General features: G+C 36.3%; 17 protein-coding genes. 14 read left to right on the top strand and 3 right to left on the bottom strand.

Annotated elements, in window-relative coordinates:
• Nucleotides 1-18: 18 nt before the first annotated feature.
• From J416_RS05380 to phoU, 6 genes are all read left to right on the top strand, one after another.
• Nucleotides 19-2091 carry a peptidoglycan D,D-transpeptidase FtsI family protein gene (locus J416_RS05380; RefSeq protein ID WP_003466498.1) on the top strand — a complete coding sequence of 691 codons (2073 nt, stop codon included), beginning with the start codon at nt 19-21 and terminating at the stop codon, nt 2089-2091.
• Nucleotides 2092-2305: 214 nt separating this feature from the next.
• On the top strand, nt 2306-3313 hold the full coding sequence (locus tag J416_RS05375; RefSeq protein ID WP_003466496.1) for a PstS family phosphate ABC transporter substrate-binding protein: 1008 nt from the start codon (nt 2306-2308) through the stop codon (nt 3311-3313).
• A 110-nt stretch (nt 3314-3423) separates the two neighbouring features.
• A complete protein-coding gene (pstC, locus tag J416_RS05370) occupies nt 3424-4323 on the top strand; it encodes a phosphate ABC transporter permease subunit PstC (protein WP_052000933.1) in 900 nt (299 codons plus the stop codon).
• A complete protein-coding gene (gene pstA / locus J416_RS05365) occupies nt 4323-5192 on the top strand; it encodes a phosphate ABC transporter permease PstA (protein ID WP_003466492.1) in 870 nt (289 codons plus the stop codon). Before pstC ends, pstA begins: the two co-directional genes overlap by 1 nt.
• Before the next feature lie 21 nt (nt 5193-5213).
• Nucleotides 5214-5972, top strand: a complete 759-nt coding sequence (gene pstB, locus J416_RS05360) for a phosphate ABC transporter ATP-binding protein PstB (protein ID WP_003466490.1) — start codon at nt 5214-5216, stop codon at nt 5970-5972.
• Nucleotides 5973-6016: 44 nt separating this feature from the next.
• Nucleotides 6017-6676, top strand: coding sequence for a phosphate signaling complex protein PhoU (gene phoU, locus J416_RS05355; RefSeq protein ID WP_003466489.1), 660 nt, complete (start codon nt 6017-6019; stop codon nt 6674-6676).
• A 59-nt stretch (nt 6677-6735) separates the two neighbouring features.
• Here the strand turns inward: phoU and J416_RS05350 are convergent, their stop codons facing one another.
• Nucleotides 6736-7245 (bottom strand): endolytic transglycosylase MltG, encoded by a 510-nt coding sequence (locus J416_RS05350; RefSeq protein ID WP_003466487.1) that lies wholly within the window; start codon nt 7243-7245, stop codon nt 6736-6738.
• A gap of 13 nt (nt 7246-7258) precedes the next feature.
• A complete protein-coding gene (locus J416_RS05345; protein WP_003466485.1) occupies nt 7259-7606 on the bottom strand; it encodes a hypothetical protein in 348 nt (115 codons plus the stop codon).
• Nucleotides 7607-7755: 149 nt separating this feature from the next.
• Here J416_RS05345 and rpmG point away from each other — a divergent pair, with 149 nt between their 5' ends.
• From rpmG to J416_RS05325, 4 genes are all read left to right on the top strand, one after another.
• Nucleotides 7756-7905, top strand: coding sequence for a 50S ribosomal protein L33 (gene rpmG, locus J416_RS05340; RefSeq protein WP_003466482.1), 150 nt, complete (start codon nt 7756-7758; stop codon nt 7903-7905).
• A 75-nt stretch (nt 7906-7980) separates the two neighbouring features.
• The gene (locus tag J416_RS05335) at nt 7981-8538 is read left to right on the top strand and encodes a 5-formyltetrahydrofolate cyclo-ligase (RefSeq protein ID WP_040513028.1); all 558 of its coding nucleotides are present in this window, start codon (nt 7981-7983) and stop codon (nt 8536-8538) included.
• 50 nt (nt 8539-8588) lie between these two features.
• On the top strand, nt 8589-8768 hold the full coding sequence (locus J416_RS05330; RefSeq protein WP_040512952.1) for a hypothetical protein: 180 nt from the start codon (nt 8589-8591) through the stop codon (nt 8766-8768).
• Between the two features lie 86 nt (nt 8769-8854).
• Nucleotides 8855-10408, top strand: a complete 1554-nt coding sequence (locus J416_RS05325) for a rhomboid family intramembrane serine protease (protein ID WP_040513026.1) — start codon at nt 8855-8857, stop codon at nt 10406-10408.
• A 75-nt stretch (nt 10409-10483) separates the two neighbouring features.
• Here the strand turns inward: J416_RS05325 and J416_RS05320 are convergent, their stop codons facing one another.
• The gene (locus J416_RS05320; protein WP_003466473.1) at nt 10484-11347 is read right to left on the bottom strand and encodes a hypothetical protein; all 864 of its coding nucleotides are present in this window, start codon (nt 11345-11347) and stop codon (nt 10484-10486) included.
• 114 nt (nt 11348-11461) lie between these two features.
• On the opposite strand from J416_RS05320, the gene J416_RS05315 reads away from it, so the two are divergent.
• The 4 genes from J416_RS05315 (at nt 11462) to J416_RS05300 (ending at nt 16232) form a co-directional block, all read left to right on the top strand.
• A complete protein-coding gene (locus J416_RS05315) occupies nt 11462-12925 on the top strand; it encodes a spore germination protein (protein ID WP_003466472.1) in 1464 nt (487 codons plus the stop codon).
• Nucleotides 12926-13020: 95 nt separating this feature from the next.
• Nucleotides 13021-13212: a YqgQ family protein gene (locus J416_RS05310; RefSeq protein ID WP_003466470.1), complete on the top strand. Its 192-nt coding sequence runs from the start codon at nt 13021-13023 to the stop codon at nt 13210-13212.
• 15 nt (nt 13213-13227) lie between these two features.
• Nucleotides 13228-14196 carry an ROK family glucokinase gene (locus J416_RS05305; protein WP_003466468.1) on the top strand — a complete coding sequence of 323 codons (969 nt, stop codon included), beginning with the start codon at nt 13228-13230 and terminating at the stop codon, nt 14194-14196.
• Between the two features lie 146 nt (nt 14197-14342).
• Nucleotides 14343-16232 (top strand): LTA synthase family protein, encoded by a 1890-nt coding sequence (locus J416_RS05300; RefSeq protein WP_003466466.1) that lies wholly within the window; start codon nt 14343-14345, stop codon nt 16230-16232.
• Nucleotides 16233-16313 lie beyond the last annotated feature (81 nt).

The following is a 16313-nucleotide window of genomic DNA, read 5'->3' as shown; positions in this document are numbered from 1 at the left end:
ACAGGAGGATGAAGCGCTGTGAAATTTTCAGCTATAAAGAAAAATAGGCAGAAAAAGAAAAAATCTCAGCTGCCGTTACGGTTAAATATACTATTTGTTTCGGTATTTCTTTTATTTTCTTTGTTGATTGTGCAATTAGGTGTTGTGCAAATTCTTAACGGGGAAGAAGCGCAACAGGAAGTTGACAAAACCGAAAATACACCGTCACAAAAACCAGTGCCAAGGGGCGAAATGTATGATGCAGACCATAATGTAGTCGTAGATAATGACCCGGTTCGATCGATTACGTATACGCCACCGAAAAATGGTCAGACAGGAAACGAACGACTTCAGCTCGCGCGTGATTTGGCGGAATATATCACAATCATTAAAGACGAGGAAGAATTAGAAGAAGAAATTACTGAACGTAATAAGAAAGAATATTGGTACTTATTAGAGGGTAATCAAAAAATAGTAAATAATCGTTTAACCGAGGAGGAACAAAATTTAGATACAGGTGATAAGTACCAAGCAGAGCTAGATCATATTACGGAAGATGATTTAGCCGAAGTTGAATGGTCCAATGAAATATATAACGTGATTGCGATTAAAAAAGAATTGGACGCAGCAAGAGGACTCTCGCCACATATCGTCGTCAATGAAGGATTAACGGAAGAGGAATATGCAAAAGTAGCAACACATTTAAATCAGTTGCCAAATATTGATGCAACAACCGATTGGAAAAGACAACGAAGTTATGAAAATTTGCTTAACGGTTTAATTGGAGGAATTACTTCTCAGGAAGAAGGAATTCCGCAAGAGGATCGTGAATATTATTTGGCGAATGGTTATGCACGAAACGATCGCGTCGGTACCAGTGGGTTAGAACAATCATATGAGGACGTATTAAGAGGTCGTAAAGAAAAAGTTCAGTATGTCACCAATAGTGATGGTGACGTGATTCGATCGGATGTTGTTGTTGAAGGCCAACGTGGAAAAGATCTTGTGTTAACAGTTGATATGGATCTGCAACAAAAAGTCGACGAAATTGTTGAAGATGAATTACGTAAAGCCATTGATAATCCTGGTAATAATACAGGATTTTTAGAAGATGCGACAGCAGTCATGATGAATCCGCAGACAGGTGAAATATTAGCGATGTCGGCAACACATTATGATCGAGAGGAAGACGAATTTAAAAATCAAGCATATCGAACAGTGTATGACGCACATGCACCTGGTTCAGCGATTAAAGGTGCGACTGTGTTAACGGGCTATGATAATGGTGTCATTGACATTGGTACACGATTGAATGAGAAAGAAATTAATATAGCTGGTGAAATAAAAGATTCATATTCAGATTTAGGTTCTAGTAATAATGATTTACAGGCACTGCAAAAATCTTCGAACGTTTATATGATGAGAATTGCAATTGCACTAAATGGCTATAACTATACGTATGGACAACCATTAGCTTTAAACCCTGATGCTTTTCAGATTTTTAGAAATCATTTTAACCAATTCGGCCTAGGTACAGAAACGGGAATCGATTTACCGTTTGAAGCGACCGGATACGTTGGACCTTCCACACAATATTCTGGGTTATTATTAGACTTTTCTATTGGGCAATATGATACGTATACGACACTGCAATTGGCTCAATACGTATCAACAATCGCAAATGATGGCTATCGTCTAAAGCCACGGTTGGTATCAGAAATTCGGGAGCCAAGTAATGATGGATTAGGACCTATTATTGAAAAGAACAACCCTGAAGTATTGAACCATGTAGACATGGAACAGGAATATATTGATCGTGTACAAGAAGGCTTTCGACGCGTGTTTACTCGCGGTACAGCCAGTGGAGCATGGGCTGGTTTCCCATATGAAGTTGCAGGAAAGACTGGTACAGCCGAGAATCCCCAATATAAAGATGGGAAAGAGTATATGACAGAAAATTTATCACTTGTTGGCTATACACCTACAGAAAACCCAGAAATGGCCTTCGCTGTCATTGTGCCAAAGAATGGAACAAGCACATCAAGAAATTCTATAAATCATGATATAGGAAAGCGCATTGTAGAAGCATATTACGAGAGTAAAGAAGAATAAAATGGATTATAAACGCAACCTGTAAAAGGTTGCGTTTTTTATATTGTAATGAAGATATCTTAGTTCGAGCAAATTACATTAATGATTTGGTATTTTGTCGAATTTACAAACTCTTAACATTTACTTAATAGGCAATTAAAAGTTATGCGTTACGATGATAATCGAAGCTAAAAGATAGAGCTTCGATTATATTGAATGTATAGGGGGAAACAAAATGAATAAGTGGAAATTATTAATGTTAGTAGCTGGTTTACTATTAACAGTAGGTGTATTAGCTGCATGTGGAAATGCACCTGGAGATGCAGAAACAGATGAAGGAGAGAATGCAAGTCAAGGAGAGGAAGGTTCAGGAGAAGAAGGTGACACAATAGAAGGTTCTGTAGTAATCGATGGTTCTTCGACTGTTCTTCCGATTATGGAATATTTGACTTATGAATATAAACAAGAACAAACAGAAGTAGAGACTTCTTTAAGTTCATCCGGTTCTGGTGGTGGCTTCAAGAAATCAACCGTAGGCGAAATTGACTTAAGTAATGCTTCTCGTCCAATTAGTGAAGACGAAAAAGCAACAGCAGAGGAAAATGACATTACATTGCATGAGATAGAATTAGCATATGATGGTTTGTCTGTTGTTGTGAGTCAAGAGAACGATTTTGTTGAGAATTTAACGGTCGATCAACTGAGACAGATTTTCCTTGCAGATGGAAGTGCAACGAAATGGTCTGACTTAAATAGTGAATGGCCAGAGGAAGAAATTAAAATATTTAGCCCAGGTCATGAATCAGGAACATTTGATTACTTCAATGAAACAATTTTAGAAGAAAATCCGATGCGTGAAGGAGAAAACACAACTTTATCTGAAGATGACAATACATTGGTAACTGGTGTTAAAAATGACCCTTACGCAATTGGATATTTTGGTTATGCCTATTACTATGAAAATAAAGATTCTTTAAAAGTCCTAGGTATCGATAATGGTGATGGTGAGCCAGTGAAACCAAATGCTGAAACCATTCAAGATGGTTCTTACACACCACTATCTCGTCCGTTGTTCACGTATGTTAACGTGAACTCTCTAAAAGAAAAACCACAAGTGCTCGACTTCACTCAATTTGTGATTGAGAATGCAGGAGCCGGTGCAGAAGAAGCTGGATATGTAGCATTACCAGATGAAAAATACCAAGAGCAACTTGATAAAATCAACGAATTATCAGAACAATAAATATTGAAGGGACAGGCTTACGCATTTATACAGTCTGTCCCATCATCTTTGCAGGAAAAGGGGAATGGGTTGTGATTAGCAAAAATAATGAGCAATATTCCGTTCAGGAAATGATTCAAGCAAATAAAAATAAAAAAAGTGCATTTAACTTAATTGAGAAAGGTGTCCCTGCTTTCCTCCTTTTATGTGCTACTGTTTCAGTTGCTACAACAATTGGAATTTTGTTCACCTTATTAAGTGAGACGATCGGTTTCTTCCAAAATATTTCTTTAACTGAATTTTATTTGGGAACGAAATGGTCACCATGGACTGATCATTTTGGTGTTGCTCCATTAATTGCTGGGACATTATTGATCACAGTTATTGCAATTTGTGTAGCTCTACCAATTGGTTTGGCTGCAGCTATCTTTTTAAGTGAATATGCGAGCGAGCGCACGAGAAAAATCATCAAACCAATTTTAGAAATTTTAGCAGGAATTCCTACGGTTGTTTATGGTTTTTTTGCATTAACATTTGTTTCTCCTATGTTAAGTAATATATTTACAGATATGAATATATTTAATGCATTGAGTGGTGGTATTGTAGTTGGAGTTATGATTATTCCGATGATTGCCTCACTATCTGAAGATGCGATGAATGCAGTGCCTAACAGTCTGCGTGAAGGAGCATTGGGGTTAGGGGCAACGAAATTTGAAGTGACACGTCGAGTTGTGATGCCAGCAGCATTTTCTGGGATTATCGCTTCTATTGTGCTTGCTATATCAAGGGCAATTGGTGAAACTATGATTGTGACGATTGCAGCTGGTGCCACACCAAACTTAACGATAGATCCAACCGAATCTATTCAGACATTAACTGCCTTTATTGTGCAAGGAGCAAAAGGTGATACGTCTTATCATTCAACCATTTACAGTAGTATCTACGCAGTTGGTATGACACTATTTGTATTTACATTATTAATGAACATCTTATCGCAGTATATTTCGCGACGTTTTAAGGAGGATTATTAATGAATGATAAGGTCAATTACTCACATATAAAAGGTAGGGTAATGAAAAATGCCGTTGTTAAATGGATTTTTATCATGGCTACATCTGTAGCGTTAATCTTTTTAGCTTTATTAATTGGGAGAGTACTGAGCCAAGGAGTTGGCTATTTATCAATAGATTTTTTAAAGAACTACCCTGCGCCTTATATTGAGGAAGCGGGCCTTTTTGCTGGAATTATGGGGTCATTAGCTATGATTTCAATTACAGCACCAGTGTCAATGATTTTAGGGGTTTGCACTGCTCTTTATTTGGAAGAATATGCGAGGGATAATAAGTTTACTCGGTTTATACGTGTGAATGTTCAAAATTTAGCTGGTGTACCGTCGATTGTCTTTGGTTTACTCGGCCTTACATTTTTCGTTTATTTATTCGAAATGGGTTACACACTCATAGCAGGTGCGTTAACGATGAGTTTATTGGTATTGCCAATAATCGTTGTAGCTGCTCAAGAAGCCATTCGTTCCGTCCCATCAGAAATTCGTGAAGCCTCAATTGGGATGGGAGCAACGAAATGGCAAACGATTTGGCGCATTGTATTACCAGCTGCGATTCCTGGTATTTTAACGGGGTCCATTTTGGCATTTTCACGTGCAATTGGTGAGACGGCACCATTAATCATTGTTGGCGCAGCTACAGCTATTTATTCGATACCAGATTCATTGTTTTCAAAATATACCGTGATGCCGATGCAAATTTATAGTTGGACGGCAAGACCTCAAGAAGAATGGCAATATGTAGCAGCCGCAGGAATTATCGTATTATTAATTATTTTATTGTGTATGAATGCAATTGCTGTTTGGATTCGAAATAAATTTCAAAAAAGATTTTAATTGTAAAAGGGGTTATGAACCATGGCTAACAAAGCATTTTCAATTGAAGATTTTAATTTATGGTATGGTACAGACCAAGCGTTGTATCAAATCAATTTGGATATACCAAAACATGAAATTACAGCAGTTATTGGACCATCAGGTTGTGGAAAATCAACCTTATTAAAAACATTGAATCGAATGACAGAAACGATTCCTTCTGTTCAGACATCTGGAAGCATAGAATATGATGGAGAAGATATTTTTGCCAAAAAGAAAATGGTTGAAGAACTTCGTACACGTGTCGGTATGGTCTTTCAAAAACCGAATCCATTTCCGAAGTCAATTTTTGAGAATGTGGCATATGGTCCGAAAATCCATGGCATAAAGAAAAAACAAGTCTTAAATGAAGTCGTAGAGAAAAGTTTAAAGGGAGCAGCCATTTGGGATGAAGTTCACGATCGATTGAATCAAAACGCATTTGGGTTATCCGGCGGCCAACAACAACGGGTTTGTATTGCTAGATGTTTGGCAATTGAACCAGACGTCATTTTAATGGATGAGCCAACTTCAGCTTTGGATCCGATATCTACATTGAAAATCGAAGAATTGATTAAAGAGTTAAAGAAAGATTATACCATCATTATTGTTACTCACAATATGCAACAGGCCGCTCGAATTTCGGATAATACTGTATTTATGTTAAATGGTGAAATGGTGGAGTTTTCGGATACAGATCAATTATTCTCTAATCCAAAAGATAAACGGACGGAGGATTATATTACAGGTCGATTCGGGTAAATTTGAGTGCTTTCGTAAAAAGTTTGATAGGAAGGAAGTGAATTATGGTAGGTAGAGAAGCGTTTGAGGACGAATTGAAACATGTTGAATCATTAATCGTGCAATTTTCACAAAAAACAAAGCAACAACTAGATGAAGCAGTGACCGCTCTTTATCAAAGTGATGTAGCCAAAGCAGAAGAGATTATTGAAACAGACAAGATGTTAGATCAACTTGATTTTGAAATCAATGAAGCATCCATTCTGCTAATCGCGAAGCAACAGCCAGTAGCTACCGATTTGCGACGTTTAATCGTGGCAATCCGTATTTCGACTGACTTGGAACGAATGGCCGATAATGCGAAAAATATCGCAAAATCAACGATCCACTTAGGGAATGATCATGGGATCCATATCCATGAATCGATCCATGAAATGAAGCAAGTCACATTACAAATGATGGACTTAGCAGTTAAAGCTTATGAAAACGAGGATATCACCCTTGCTCGAAAGCTTGCTGATCTCGATGATTTTGTTGATAATTTGTATTCAACGATGTTACGTGAATTATTAGAGGAAACGGCGACAAACCCACAAAAAATCCAACATATTATGCAAATGGCTTTTAGTGGTCGATATGTTGAAAGAATTGGTGACCATGCGACAAATATTGGAGAAGATGTTACGTATTTAGTGAAAGGTGAATCCCCCGATTTAAATAAATAAATTTAGATATTTGATCAAGTATTGGTGAGATGGATTAAAAGAAAGCCACAGAAGACGATTTATTCGTCTTCTGTGGTTTGTTCTGTCGTCAATATGGATGCAATTTCTTCGATCGTCATTTCTTCATGTACTTGAAATTCCCCAATTTGAATAAAACGTGCCAAGTTTTCTTCGACTAAATAATCAGAGAATGATTCAGGATCATCAATAATTTGATTTTCATGTAATATTTCTGCTACTTCTGGACCTGTCATGCCTGTTTCAATTTCAATTGTTTGTAAGGCCACTGTATTTGTTTCTTCATGATCTTGCTCAGATGTTTCTTGATTGTCATCTTCAGAACTAGACTGTTCTAATTCAGTTATGGTAGCTTCCATATCAGAAATACGTGTTTCCATATCTTCTTGATACACGTAATACCCTTCTTCTTCGACCTGATGAATTTGCTCGTCTAAAGAGAGCTTACTTGATTCTGATTGTGTTTTTGATGTTGATATGTAATAGAAACTTCCAATGATGACAGATGCAGTGAGCAATCCTAATGCAAAGGCTCGAATGATTTGCTTCATTGTCATCCCTCATTTAATAGAGTTGTTTAATCATAGATTTTACGTCATATTCATTTAAATTCATTTGTTGAGCAATTTTGTTTGCGTCTAGCCCTTGTTGATAAAGCGCGCGTATTTCACGCATGATTGGTGTTTCGTTTTGATTCATTTTCATCGTTTCCTCTTCTGTTTTCTCATTCACGAGAAGCTCTTCTTCTAGTACTTTAATCTTCTTCTTTAATTGGTAACTTTCTTGTAAAGATGAAATCGTAAATTGTTCAAATTCATCTTCTATTTGTCTAAACTTGTCTTGCATAAAAAACGATAAAATCCAAAGTATAATACCAATCACCACAATGGTAATGATAACGGAATAAATCATCATGTCCCTCCTTACGAATTCCTATTATAGTTATATCATAGTTGATGATCGATTGAAAAGATTTACTTGAAAAGTAGAAAAGATTTTGCTATGATATTTGGGGTAAACATTCGATAAGAACTGTGTTGATTTAGTTTGGAGGGATAAACATGCGTGTAGACATTACATTAGCTTGCACGGAAACGGGAGACCGTAATTATATTACGACAAAAAATAAGCGTAAACACCCTGAACGTTTAGAGCTTAAAAAATATTCCCCGCGTTTGCAAAGACATACATTGCATCGTGAAACAAAATAAGTAATGAAAAACTCTTACCTAAACCTTGTTCGTGCATTAGGTAAGGGTTTTTTATTAGGAGTGATCGAAGTGAGTATGAAAGATCAAATACGAAAAGAAATGCTAACATACTGGCGTACACATGCTAAGCGAGAAGAAACAGAACCATTATTAATACAACAACTTTTCACCAGTTCTATATGGGAAAGAGGACAACGTATAGGTTGTACCATTTCAAAAGGGGTGGAATGGAATACAACACCTATCATTGAACAAGCATGGAAAAGTGGTAAATATGTGGCTTTACCGAAATGTTTTCCTGCTTCAAAGCAACTGATATTTTATGAAGTCGATTCCTTTAATCAATTAGAAAACACATACATAGATTTATTCGAACCAAGTCCAGAGAAAACTCAGCCAGTAGCTCCTGATCAATTGGACATTATCATTGTACCGGGCATCGCTTTTCATCCCAAAGGTTGGCGTATTGGTTATGGTGGAGGTTATTATGATCGTTACTTACAACACTATCACGGGATAACCATTGGCTTAGCTGCCGATTGGCAACTTACGGATCAGCTCTTTTACCAACATCATGATATCCCAATCGATTATATTTGCACCGAAACAGAAATGATGACTGTACATAAATGATCATAAGCTGCGCAAAATATAAGTATCATTCTGTCAAAGAGGTGAGTATTTTGCGAGTGTTACGAATTGTTGGAATCTTGATTGCAATTGCAGGAACTATCTATTCCTTACGTTCATATTTGTATCAATTTATCATGAATAATCGAGTGTTACGACAACAAGCCGTTAAGCTTTCATTAAATATTCCGTTTCTTCGTAATCAAATGATGAAGTCGATGTTTCGTAAGTAAGTCACAAGAGATTCACCAACCTTATGATTGTTCTTTTCTGCGATAATCGTGGTATGATGAACATAATTGAAGGTTGGTGGTTTCAAATGTATATAAAAAAACAGTTGCTGCTCCATCGATTAACATATGACTTGATGTATAAAGATCATTGGGATTTAATTTTTGTTTCAGCGAATCGAAACGAATATTGGTTGGAGCATGCAAACAAAGGGAGAAAAGACATTGTTCGATTATCACTTAAACAGCTTGATTGGCGTAGGGATGTCTATCAAGATATGTTACGTGCTGAACAACAATATGAACAGAAGCAAACGAGGATTTTAGCACAACCAGTCGATTTTCATCATATATATATTTCAGACTTTGAACCAGTAGATGACTGGTATGATCTTACGGAGCAGAAAACAGAAGTGAAAAGGACACGCGATTCATTTGTTTACATGCTTGATGATGAACATCGAGCGGATGAATTGATAAAAATACAAAACAAAGTGAATGCAACAGCATTTGAATCAATTCAAATGCCTGACAATGTCATTGAAATGGAACAAGCGAATGCTTATATACAACATAATATTTATCAATTGTATCAACAACGGCAAAAACAAAAAGAAGGTTTATTTCAACAAGCGAAGCCTTTTTTCACTTATGTCTTGCTAGGAATAAATGTTTTCATATACTTTCTATTAGAATTAAATGGTGGCTCTACATCAATATCAACACTGATCGCATTTGGTGCAAAAGAAAATATGGCCATTATGAATGGGGAATGGTGGCGAATTGTAACGTCGATGTTTCTCCATATAGGAATGCCGCATATCTTATTGAATATGCTTGCGCTTTACTTTATTGGGACGTTAGTGGAACGTATTTACGGTAACTTTCGCTTTTTGTTGATTTACTTTATTGCTGGTATGATTGGTGGCTTAGCGAGTTTTGCTCTAAACCCGAGTCTTGCAGCTGGGGCATCTGGTGCCATTTTTGGTTTATTTGGAGCTTTGTTATTTTTCGGTGTAACATATCCAAAAGTATTTTTTCAGACGATGGGCTGGAACGTTATCTTTGTCATTGGGATCAATGTCGTTTTTGGTTTTAGTGTGCCACAAATTGATAATGGTGCTCATATAGGCGGTATGGTGGGTGGCTTTTTCTCATCAATGCTTGTCATGTTTCCAACATATCGTAGAAAAATCATTCAATCACTCGGTTTTGTTTTGGTTTTGTGTAGCACTCTTGGTTTAACGTTTTACGGACTACAAAATGAAAGTGTTCATTATGATGAATCAATCATCACTCAACGCGCCCAAAATTATATTGAAGATGAACGATACAAAGAAACGATTGATGTAGTCACGAATGGATTGGCGTACGCGGATGATTTCAATGCAGAGTTATTGTTTTTTCGCTCTTATGCTTATCTCCAATTACAAAAGTACCAAAATGCACGGCAAGATTTAGAGGAAGCTATTAAAATGAAACCAAATTTTGAAGAAGCGTTATATAATCTTGCTTTAACGTATCGACAAATGGGGCAAACAGAAGAAGCGCTACAAACGATCAAAAAAGCGATTGAAATCAATCCTGAAGCCTCGGAATATCAAAAATTAAAGGAAACCTTACAACAAACTTCAGGAGCATAAATTTTTTCATATTGTGCAAAGGAAAGCGCCCTTTATGTAAATTCCTAATAAGGAATGAAGCTTCAAAGGGCGTTACTAATTTGAGTACACTTGATACAGGCGTTCAAGTTCTTTCTCCTCATTTTGAAATAAGACGATAAGGTGATCATTTTGTTTTTCCATTAAAATAAGCGGCATGGGTTGATGTAATTGCTCTGGGCTCGACGATACTGGCAAAATATAATTGCGATATAATCCTTCCCATAATTGTCCCATAATTCGATCTGTCGCTTCTTGACCGAGTCCAGGTATTGCTTCTGATTGGAAATTGACAATCTCTACTAACGGAACCAGTTGATAACGATTGATATCAATTTCAGCTTCTTCGATCCACCTCTTCCATGTGTATTGCAATTGTTGCTGAGTGGCATGATCGATCGTCTGTTTCCAATCACGTTGAAATTTGTTTTTCGGTTGACGAAACGATTCTAAAGGGGTATGTGGAGAATCAATTACATATAAATAGTCATTACTCATTGTTTGTATACTTTTTATTTCATCATCTGGATAATGAATCTCACCATGATGGAGTGTAATCGCTTGAAAATGACTACTATCACTTTCTTCAAAATCTTTAGTTAATGTAAGATCTTCTACATCTTCTTTCCATACTCCGTTTATTCCTTTCAAAACACCGTCCATATACAATAAAGATACATCTTGTCTTAAATACACCGGTTCATCTAATTCACTATTTGTCTGCCATGATATTCGATATTGGTCATTCGAAGTTTCTTGTAGTAATGTCAAAAGGGTATCAGCAGATAGAAATTGATACGTTTGATCCAAAGGGAAATATTGTAACGTTTCTGTATCATCTTTAGAATATACAGTTACCCCAATAATGGCAGAAATACAAAGCAAAATCATCACTGTTTGAGAGAGCTTGTCCTTAACCACATTGATGCCTCCCAATCCATTTAAAATATTCATTTCTATGAAAACGTATGAAACCTTTGTCTTTGTGAACACTACTCCGTAGACAAGAATAATTGAAATATTGTAGGTGATCACATGGAACAAGAAAAAGGTTTGTATCATAGTTATGAAAAGAATGTTCATTATATACGTGATTATTTAAAAGTAGAGAAAAGTTTTGACTTAATTCATTTAGACTTGGAATATGCAGGTCGCAAAATGTCTCTATTTCTTGTAGATGGATTAGTAAAAGATGAGATCCTGCACTATTTAATGCGTTTTTTAGCACAATTAGAAGAAGAAGACTTAGATGATAAGCCATTTGAAAAATTAATGCAGAAATATATCCCATATGTTGAGATCGATAAAGAAAAAGATTTAAATAAAGCGGCCGATTGGGTGTTATCTGGTCCGTCTGCTCTTGTAGTTGAAGGATTAGATAAAATCATATTGATTGACGCTCGGACATATCCTGTTCGTTCGCCGAAAGAGCCTGATTTAGAGCGTGTAGTACGTGGTGCGAGAGACGGTTTTGTGGAAACAATTATATTTAATACCGCATTAACGCGTAGAAAGATTCGCGATCGTTCGTTGCGAATGGAATATATGTCTATTGGTCGTCGTTCAAAAACAGATATTTGTATTAGTTATATTGCCGATATTGCTGATCCGAAAAAAGTAGAGCAATTAAAGAAACATTTAGACGAGATTGATACGGATGGATTACCCATGGCTGAAAAAACTATTGAGGAATATTTAAGTGGGAAGGAATGGAACCCTTATCCAACCATTCGTTATACGGAACGTCCAGATACGGCTGCTGCTCATATGTATGAAGGTCATATTGTTATTATGATTGATGGTTCACCGAGTGTCATGATCACACCAGCTACTTTATGGCATCATTTACAACATGCAGAAGAATATCGCCAAAAACCGTTTATTGGCGTGTACTTAAAAATGGTACGCTATATTGCGATATTTTCATCGATTTTTATTTTGCCCATGTACTATTTATTGTCAACAGAACCTGGTTTATTACCAGAAGAACTATCATTTGTTGGACCGCAAGATGTTGGTAAAATTCCGCTTATCTTTCAGTTTTTAATTGCGGAAATAGGGATCGATATGCTTCGGATGGCTGCCATTCACACGCCATCAGCATTGGCGACTGCCTTAGGATTGGTCTCAGCGATTTTAATTGGACAGATAGCGGTAGAAGTGGGATTATTTTCGAATGAAGTGGTGTTATATTTAGCTGTAGCTGTGATGGGAACGTATTGTACACCTAGCTATGAATTGAGCCTTGCCAATCGGATTATTCGACTGGGACTCCTTTTAGTTACGGCATTTTTTGGATTAAAAGGTTTTGTTATTGGAACAACCGTCTATTTACTTTACTTGATTAATTTGAATACATTCTATATCGGTTACCTATGGCCGTTTATTCCATTTGATGGTAAGGCGTTGTATAATGTGATCATTCGACGTCCTGTTCCAAGCACAGAAGTAAGACCTTCATTTCTACGTCCACAAGATCCAGATAAAAATAAGTCGTAATCAGTTTATAAAGAAATGAAATTGATCAAAGTAATTACGTTGATTTCCTTTTCTTTTCTTGTTAACTTTTGGTATAATGTTCGAGGTGATTGCCGATGAACAGTTATCAAGAATTACAGAAACTATTACTACGCTTTGGAACGGTCATCTATACGGGTGACCGAAAAGCAGATATAAACTTAATGGAAGTGGAAATTAGGGAACTATCCGAGGCAAATGTAATTTCAAATGATGAATATTTACAGGCAATGATGATCATTAGCCAAGAGCGAAAAAAAACTAACTAAAGGGAGCGGATAATAATGAGAGATAAGGTAACTATTGGCGTTGATATTGGGGGAACAACGGTCAAGCATGCCATTATCCGCGAAGATGGAGAAATGATAACAAATTGGGAAATCCCCACACGACTTGACCATAAGGGAGCACAAGTTCCACATGACATATGGAGTAGTATTCAAGATCAATTAGTACAACAGAATATTGACAAAAGGGATATAATCGGTATTGGTGTAGGTGCGCCAGGCTTTATTGACCCTGAAACTGGAATTGTAACGATTGCTGTCAATATTGGTTGGGAAAACTATGATTTAAAACAAATTCTCCAAGATTTATCTGGTGTTTCAGTGTTTGTTGAAAATGACGCAAATGTGGCTGCCCTAGGGGAAAACTGGAAAGGTGCAGGGAATCAAGTTCATAATATGATTGCAGTGACATTAGGAACAGGAGTTGGTGGTGGCATCATCTCTAATCACACTATCATTAATGGGGCGAATGGCACGGGTGGTGAAATTGGCCACATTACCGTCGAGAAAGATGGTGCCTCTTGTAATTGTGGACGAAAAGGATGCCTGGAAACAGTCGCTTCAGCCACAGGTATCGTACGCCAAGCCAAGGAAATGATTGATTCTGGTGTGAAGACGGATATCGTAAACCAAGTCAATGATGAGGCATCGATAACGACAAAGGATATATTCGAAGTGGCAAAGACAGGCGATCAAGCCATGAATGAATTGCTTGATCACGTCATTGATGTATTAGGATTCGCCTTAGCAGGTGTTGCAATGACTACGAATCCTGCCAAGATTGTCATTGGTGGTGGCGTATCAAAAGCAGGGGATCAGTTGCTACAACCTTTAAAAAAGAAGTTTGAATCTTATTGCTTGCCTCGAACCACACATGCATGTGAATTTGTGTTAGCTCAGTTAGAGAATGATGCTGGCGTATATGGCGCAGCTTATATGGTCTTACAACAAATGAAACGTAAATAATGTAAGGATTTTGTTAAATTTTTTTAAGTTTGTTGAAACTTTTTATGGCAATTGATCGTCTATAATAGATAGAGAGATTTTTCATAAAAGATAGAGATAGATTTGCTATCATAAGTAAGGGACAATTTTGAGGAGGAATACAAGAAATGAAACAACGAACATGGAAATTGCCATTGTATTTACTCGCTGTATTATTATTTGGCATAAAAACATATATTGTCTATCGATTTATTTTTGATATTTCGTTAGAGAATTCAATGCAGGAATTCATATTATTGATTAATCCATTCGTCACAGCCTTTTTTATTATTGCATTAAGCGTATGGCTGAAACCTAGACGACAATTAACTTATATGAAATGGATCATGTTAATTGGTTCAGTGATTATTTACTTTAATATTATCTTTTATCGAAACTTTACCGATTTTATTACTATTCCACTATTATTCCAAGGAAGTAATGCCGCTGATTTAGGTTCTAGTATTCTAGGTTTATTAAAAGTATGGGATATTCTATTATTCTTAGATGTTGGCATTGTATGGTATATTGCTCGTAAATATGGTGAGGAATTAACGGTTAATCTGAAAAAACGTTATAAAGTTTTAGCATTAGGTTTGTCAATATTGTTTATACTAGGAAATTATATTCTCGCTGAAATCGAACGTCCGCAATTGTTACAACGGACCTTTGATCGTGAGTACTTAGTGAAGAATATTGGTTTATTTAGTTATCATGTCTACGATGCTGTTCTTCACTCAAAATCAAAAGCGCAACGTGTGTTTGCTGATGGCAATGAACTTAATGATATTGTTGATTATATGGAGAATGAAACAACGATCCAAGGTAAAACTGATCTATATGGAATTGCTGAAGATAAGAATCTGATCTTCGTTTCTTTGGAATCTGTTCAAAGTTTTGTAATCAACAATACGGTGAATGGAGAAGAGGTAACACCATTCCTTAATGATTTAATAGATGATAGTTATTATTTTGAAAACTTCTATCATCAAACAGCGCAAGGGAAGACATCAGACTCCGAATTTTTAGTGGAAAATTCACTATATCCATCGCCGCGTGGTGCGGTGTACTTTACGCACGCACAAAACGATTATCATTCGTTGCCAGAGATGTTAAATAACAATGATTATATGTCAACTGTATTCCATGCTAACAATGAAAGTTTTTGGAATCGCGATGTAATGTATGAAAATCTTGGTTATGATACCTTTCATGATGTAAAATCATACAATGTGACTGATGAAAATACTGTAGGATGGGGTTTAAAAGATAAAGCATTTTTTGAGCAGTCGATGCCGTATCTCGAGTCACAACAGCAACCTTTTTATTCTAAGTTCATTACGTTAACGAATCATTATCCATTTGATTTAGATCAGGAAGATGCAACTATTGAAAAATATGATTCGAATTCACGAACATTAAATCAATATTTCCAGACAGTCCGCTATACAGATGAAGCTATTAAAGAATTCTTTAATAAACTGAAAGAATCTGGATTGTACAAAGATTCGATTATTGTGTTAATGGGCGATCATTATGGAATTAGTGACTTTCATAAGAAAGCTATGAGCCAGTATTTAGATAAGGAATATACAGATTATCAACATGTTCAATTACAACGTGTACCGTTCTATATTCATATACCAGGACACGATGATAATCAAGTGATTTCTAAGATTACTGGACAAATCGATGTGAAGCCGACATTATTAGATTTATTAGGGATTGACGACAGTAATGATCTTTCATTCGGTACTAATATGTTTTTAGATGAACGAAAACCATATATCGCATTACGTGATGGTAGTTTCATTACTGATGAATATGTGTACACAAAAGATCAATGTTTCAACAGACAAACTGGTGAATTAATTGATTCCACAAATAATTTGTCTGGAAAAGGTGAAGATTCTGCTTGTCAGCCGTACGTGGAACAAGTAGAGAAAGAATTGTCCTATTCGGATGAGATAATATTTGGTGATCTGTTCCGATTCCATGATTTTAAAGATGAATCGTAAGTCAACGAAGACATCTTACCCTCCTGCTGGTAAGATGTCTTTATTCGATTACTATGTTCATAAGAATACAATGAAATATAA

Source organism: Gracilibacillus halophilus YIM-C55.5, assembly GCF_000359605.1.
Lineage (GTDB): Bacteria > Bacillota > Bacilli > Bacillales > Amphibacillaceae > Gracilibacillus > Gracilibacillus halophilus.
Note: the sequence above shows the minus strand (reverse complement) of the source record. Positions and strands in the feature narration are given on the sequence as shown.

Coding starts and splice junctions, on each gene's coding strand:
- J416_RS05375 (WP_003466496.1), top strand. CDS start 2,306: ATGAATAAGTGGAAATTATTAATGTTAGTAGCTGGTTTACTATTAACA.
- pstC (WP_052000933.1), top strand. CDS start 3,424: ATGATTCAAGCAAATAAAAATAAAAAAAGTGCATTTAACTTAATTGAG.
- pstA (WP_003466492.1), top strand. CDS start 4,323: ATGAATGATAAGGTCAATTACTCACATATAAAAGGTAGGGTAATGAAA.
- pstB (WP_003466490.1), top strand. CDS start 5,214: ATGGCTAACAAAGCATTTTCAATTGAAGATTTTAATTTATGGTATGGT.
- phoU (WP_003466489.1), top strand. CDS start 6,017: ATGGTAGGTAGAGAAGCGTTTGAGGACGAATTGAAACATGTTGAATCA.
- J416_RS05350 (WP_003466487.1), bottom strand. CDS start 7,245: ATGAAGCAAATCATTCGAGCCTTTGCATTAGGATTGCTCACTGCATCT.
- J416_RS05345 (WP_003466485.1), bottom strand. CDS start 7,606: ATGATTTATTCCGTTATCATTACCATTGTGGTGATTGGTATTATACTT.
- rpmG (WP_003466482.1), top strand. CDS start 7,756: ATGCGTGTAGACATTACATTAGCTTGCACGGAAACGGGAGACCGTAAT.
- J416_RS05335 (WP_040513028.1), top strand. CDS start 7,981: ATGAAAGATCAAATACGAAAAGAAATGCTAACATACTGGCGTACACAT.
- J416_RS05325 (WP_040513026.1), top strand. CDS start 8,855: ATGTATATAAAAAAACAGTTGCTGCTCCATCGATTAACATATGACTTG.
- J416_RS05315 (WP_003466472.1), top strand. CDS start 11,462: ATGGAACAAGAAAAAGGTTTGTATCATAGTTATGAAAAGAATGTTCAT.
- J416_RS05310 (WP_003466470.1), top strand. CDS start 13,021: ATGAACAGTTATCAAGAATTACAGAAACTATTACTACGCTTTGGAACG.
- J416_RS05305 (WP_003466468.1), top strand. CDS start 13,228: ATGAGAGATAAGGTAACTATTGGCGTTGATATTGGGGGAACAACGGTC.
- J416_RS05300 (WP_003466466.1), top strand. CDS start 14,343: ATGAAACAACGAACATGGAAATTGCCATTGTATTTACTCGCTGTATTA.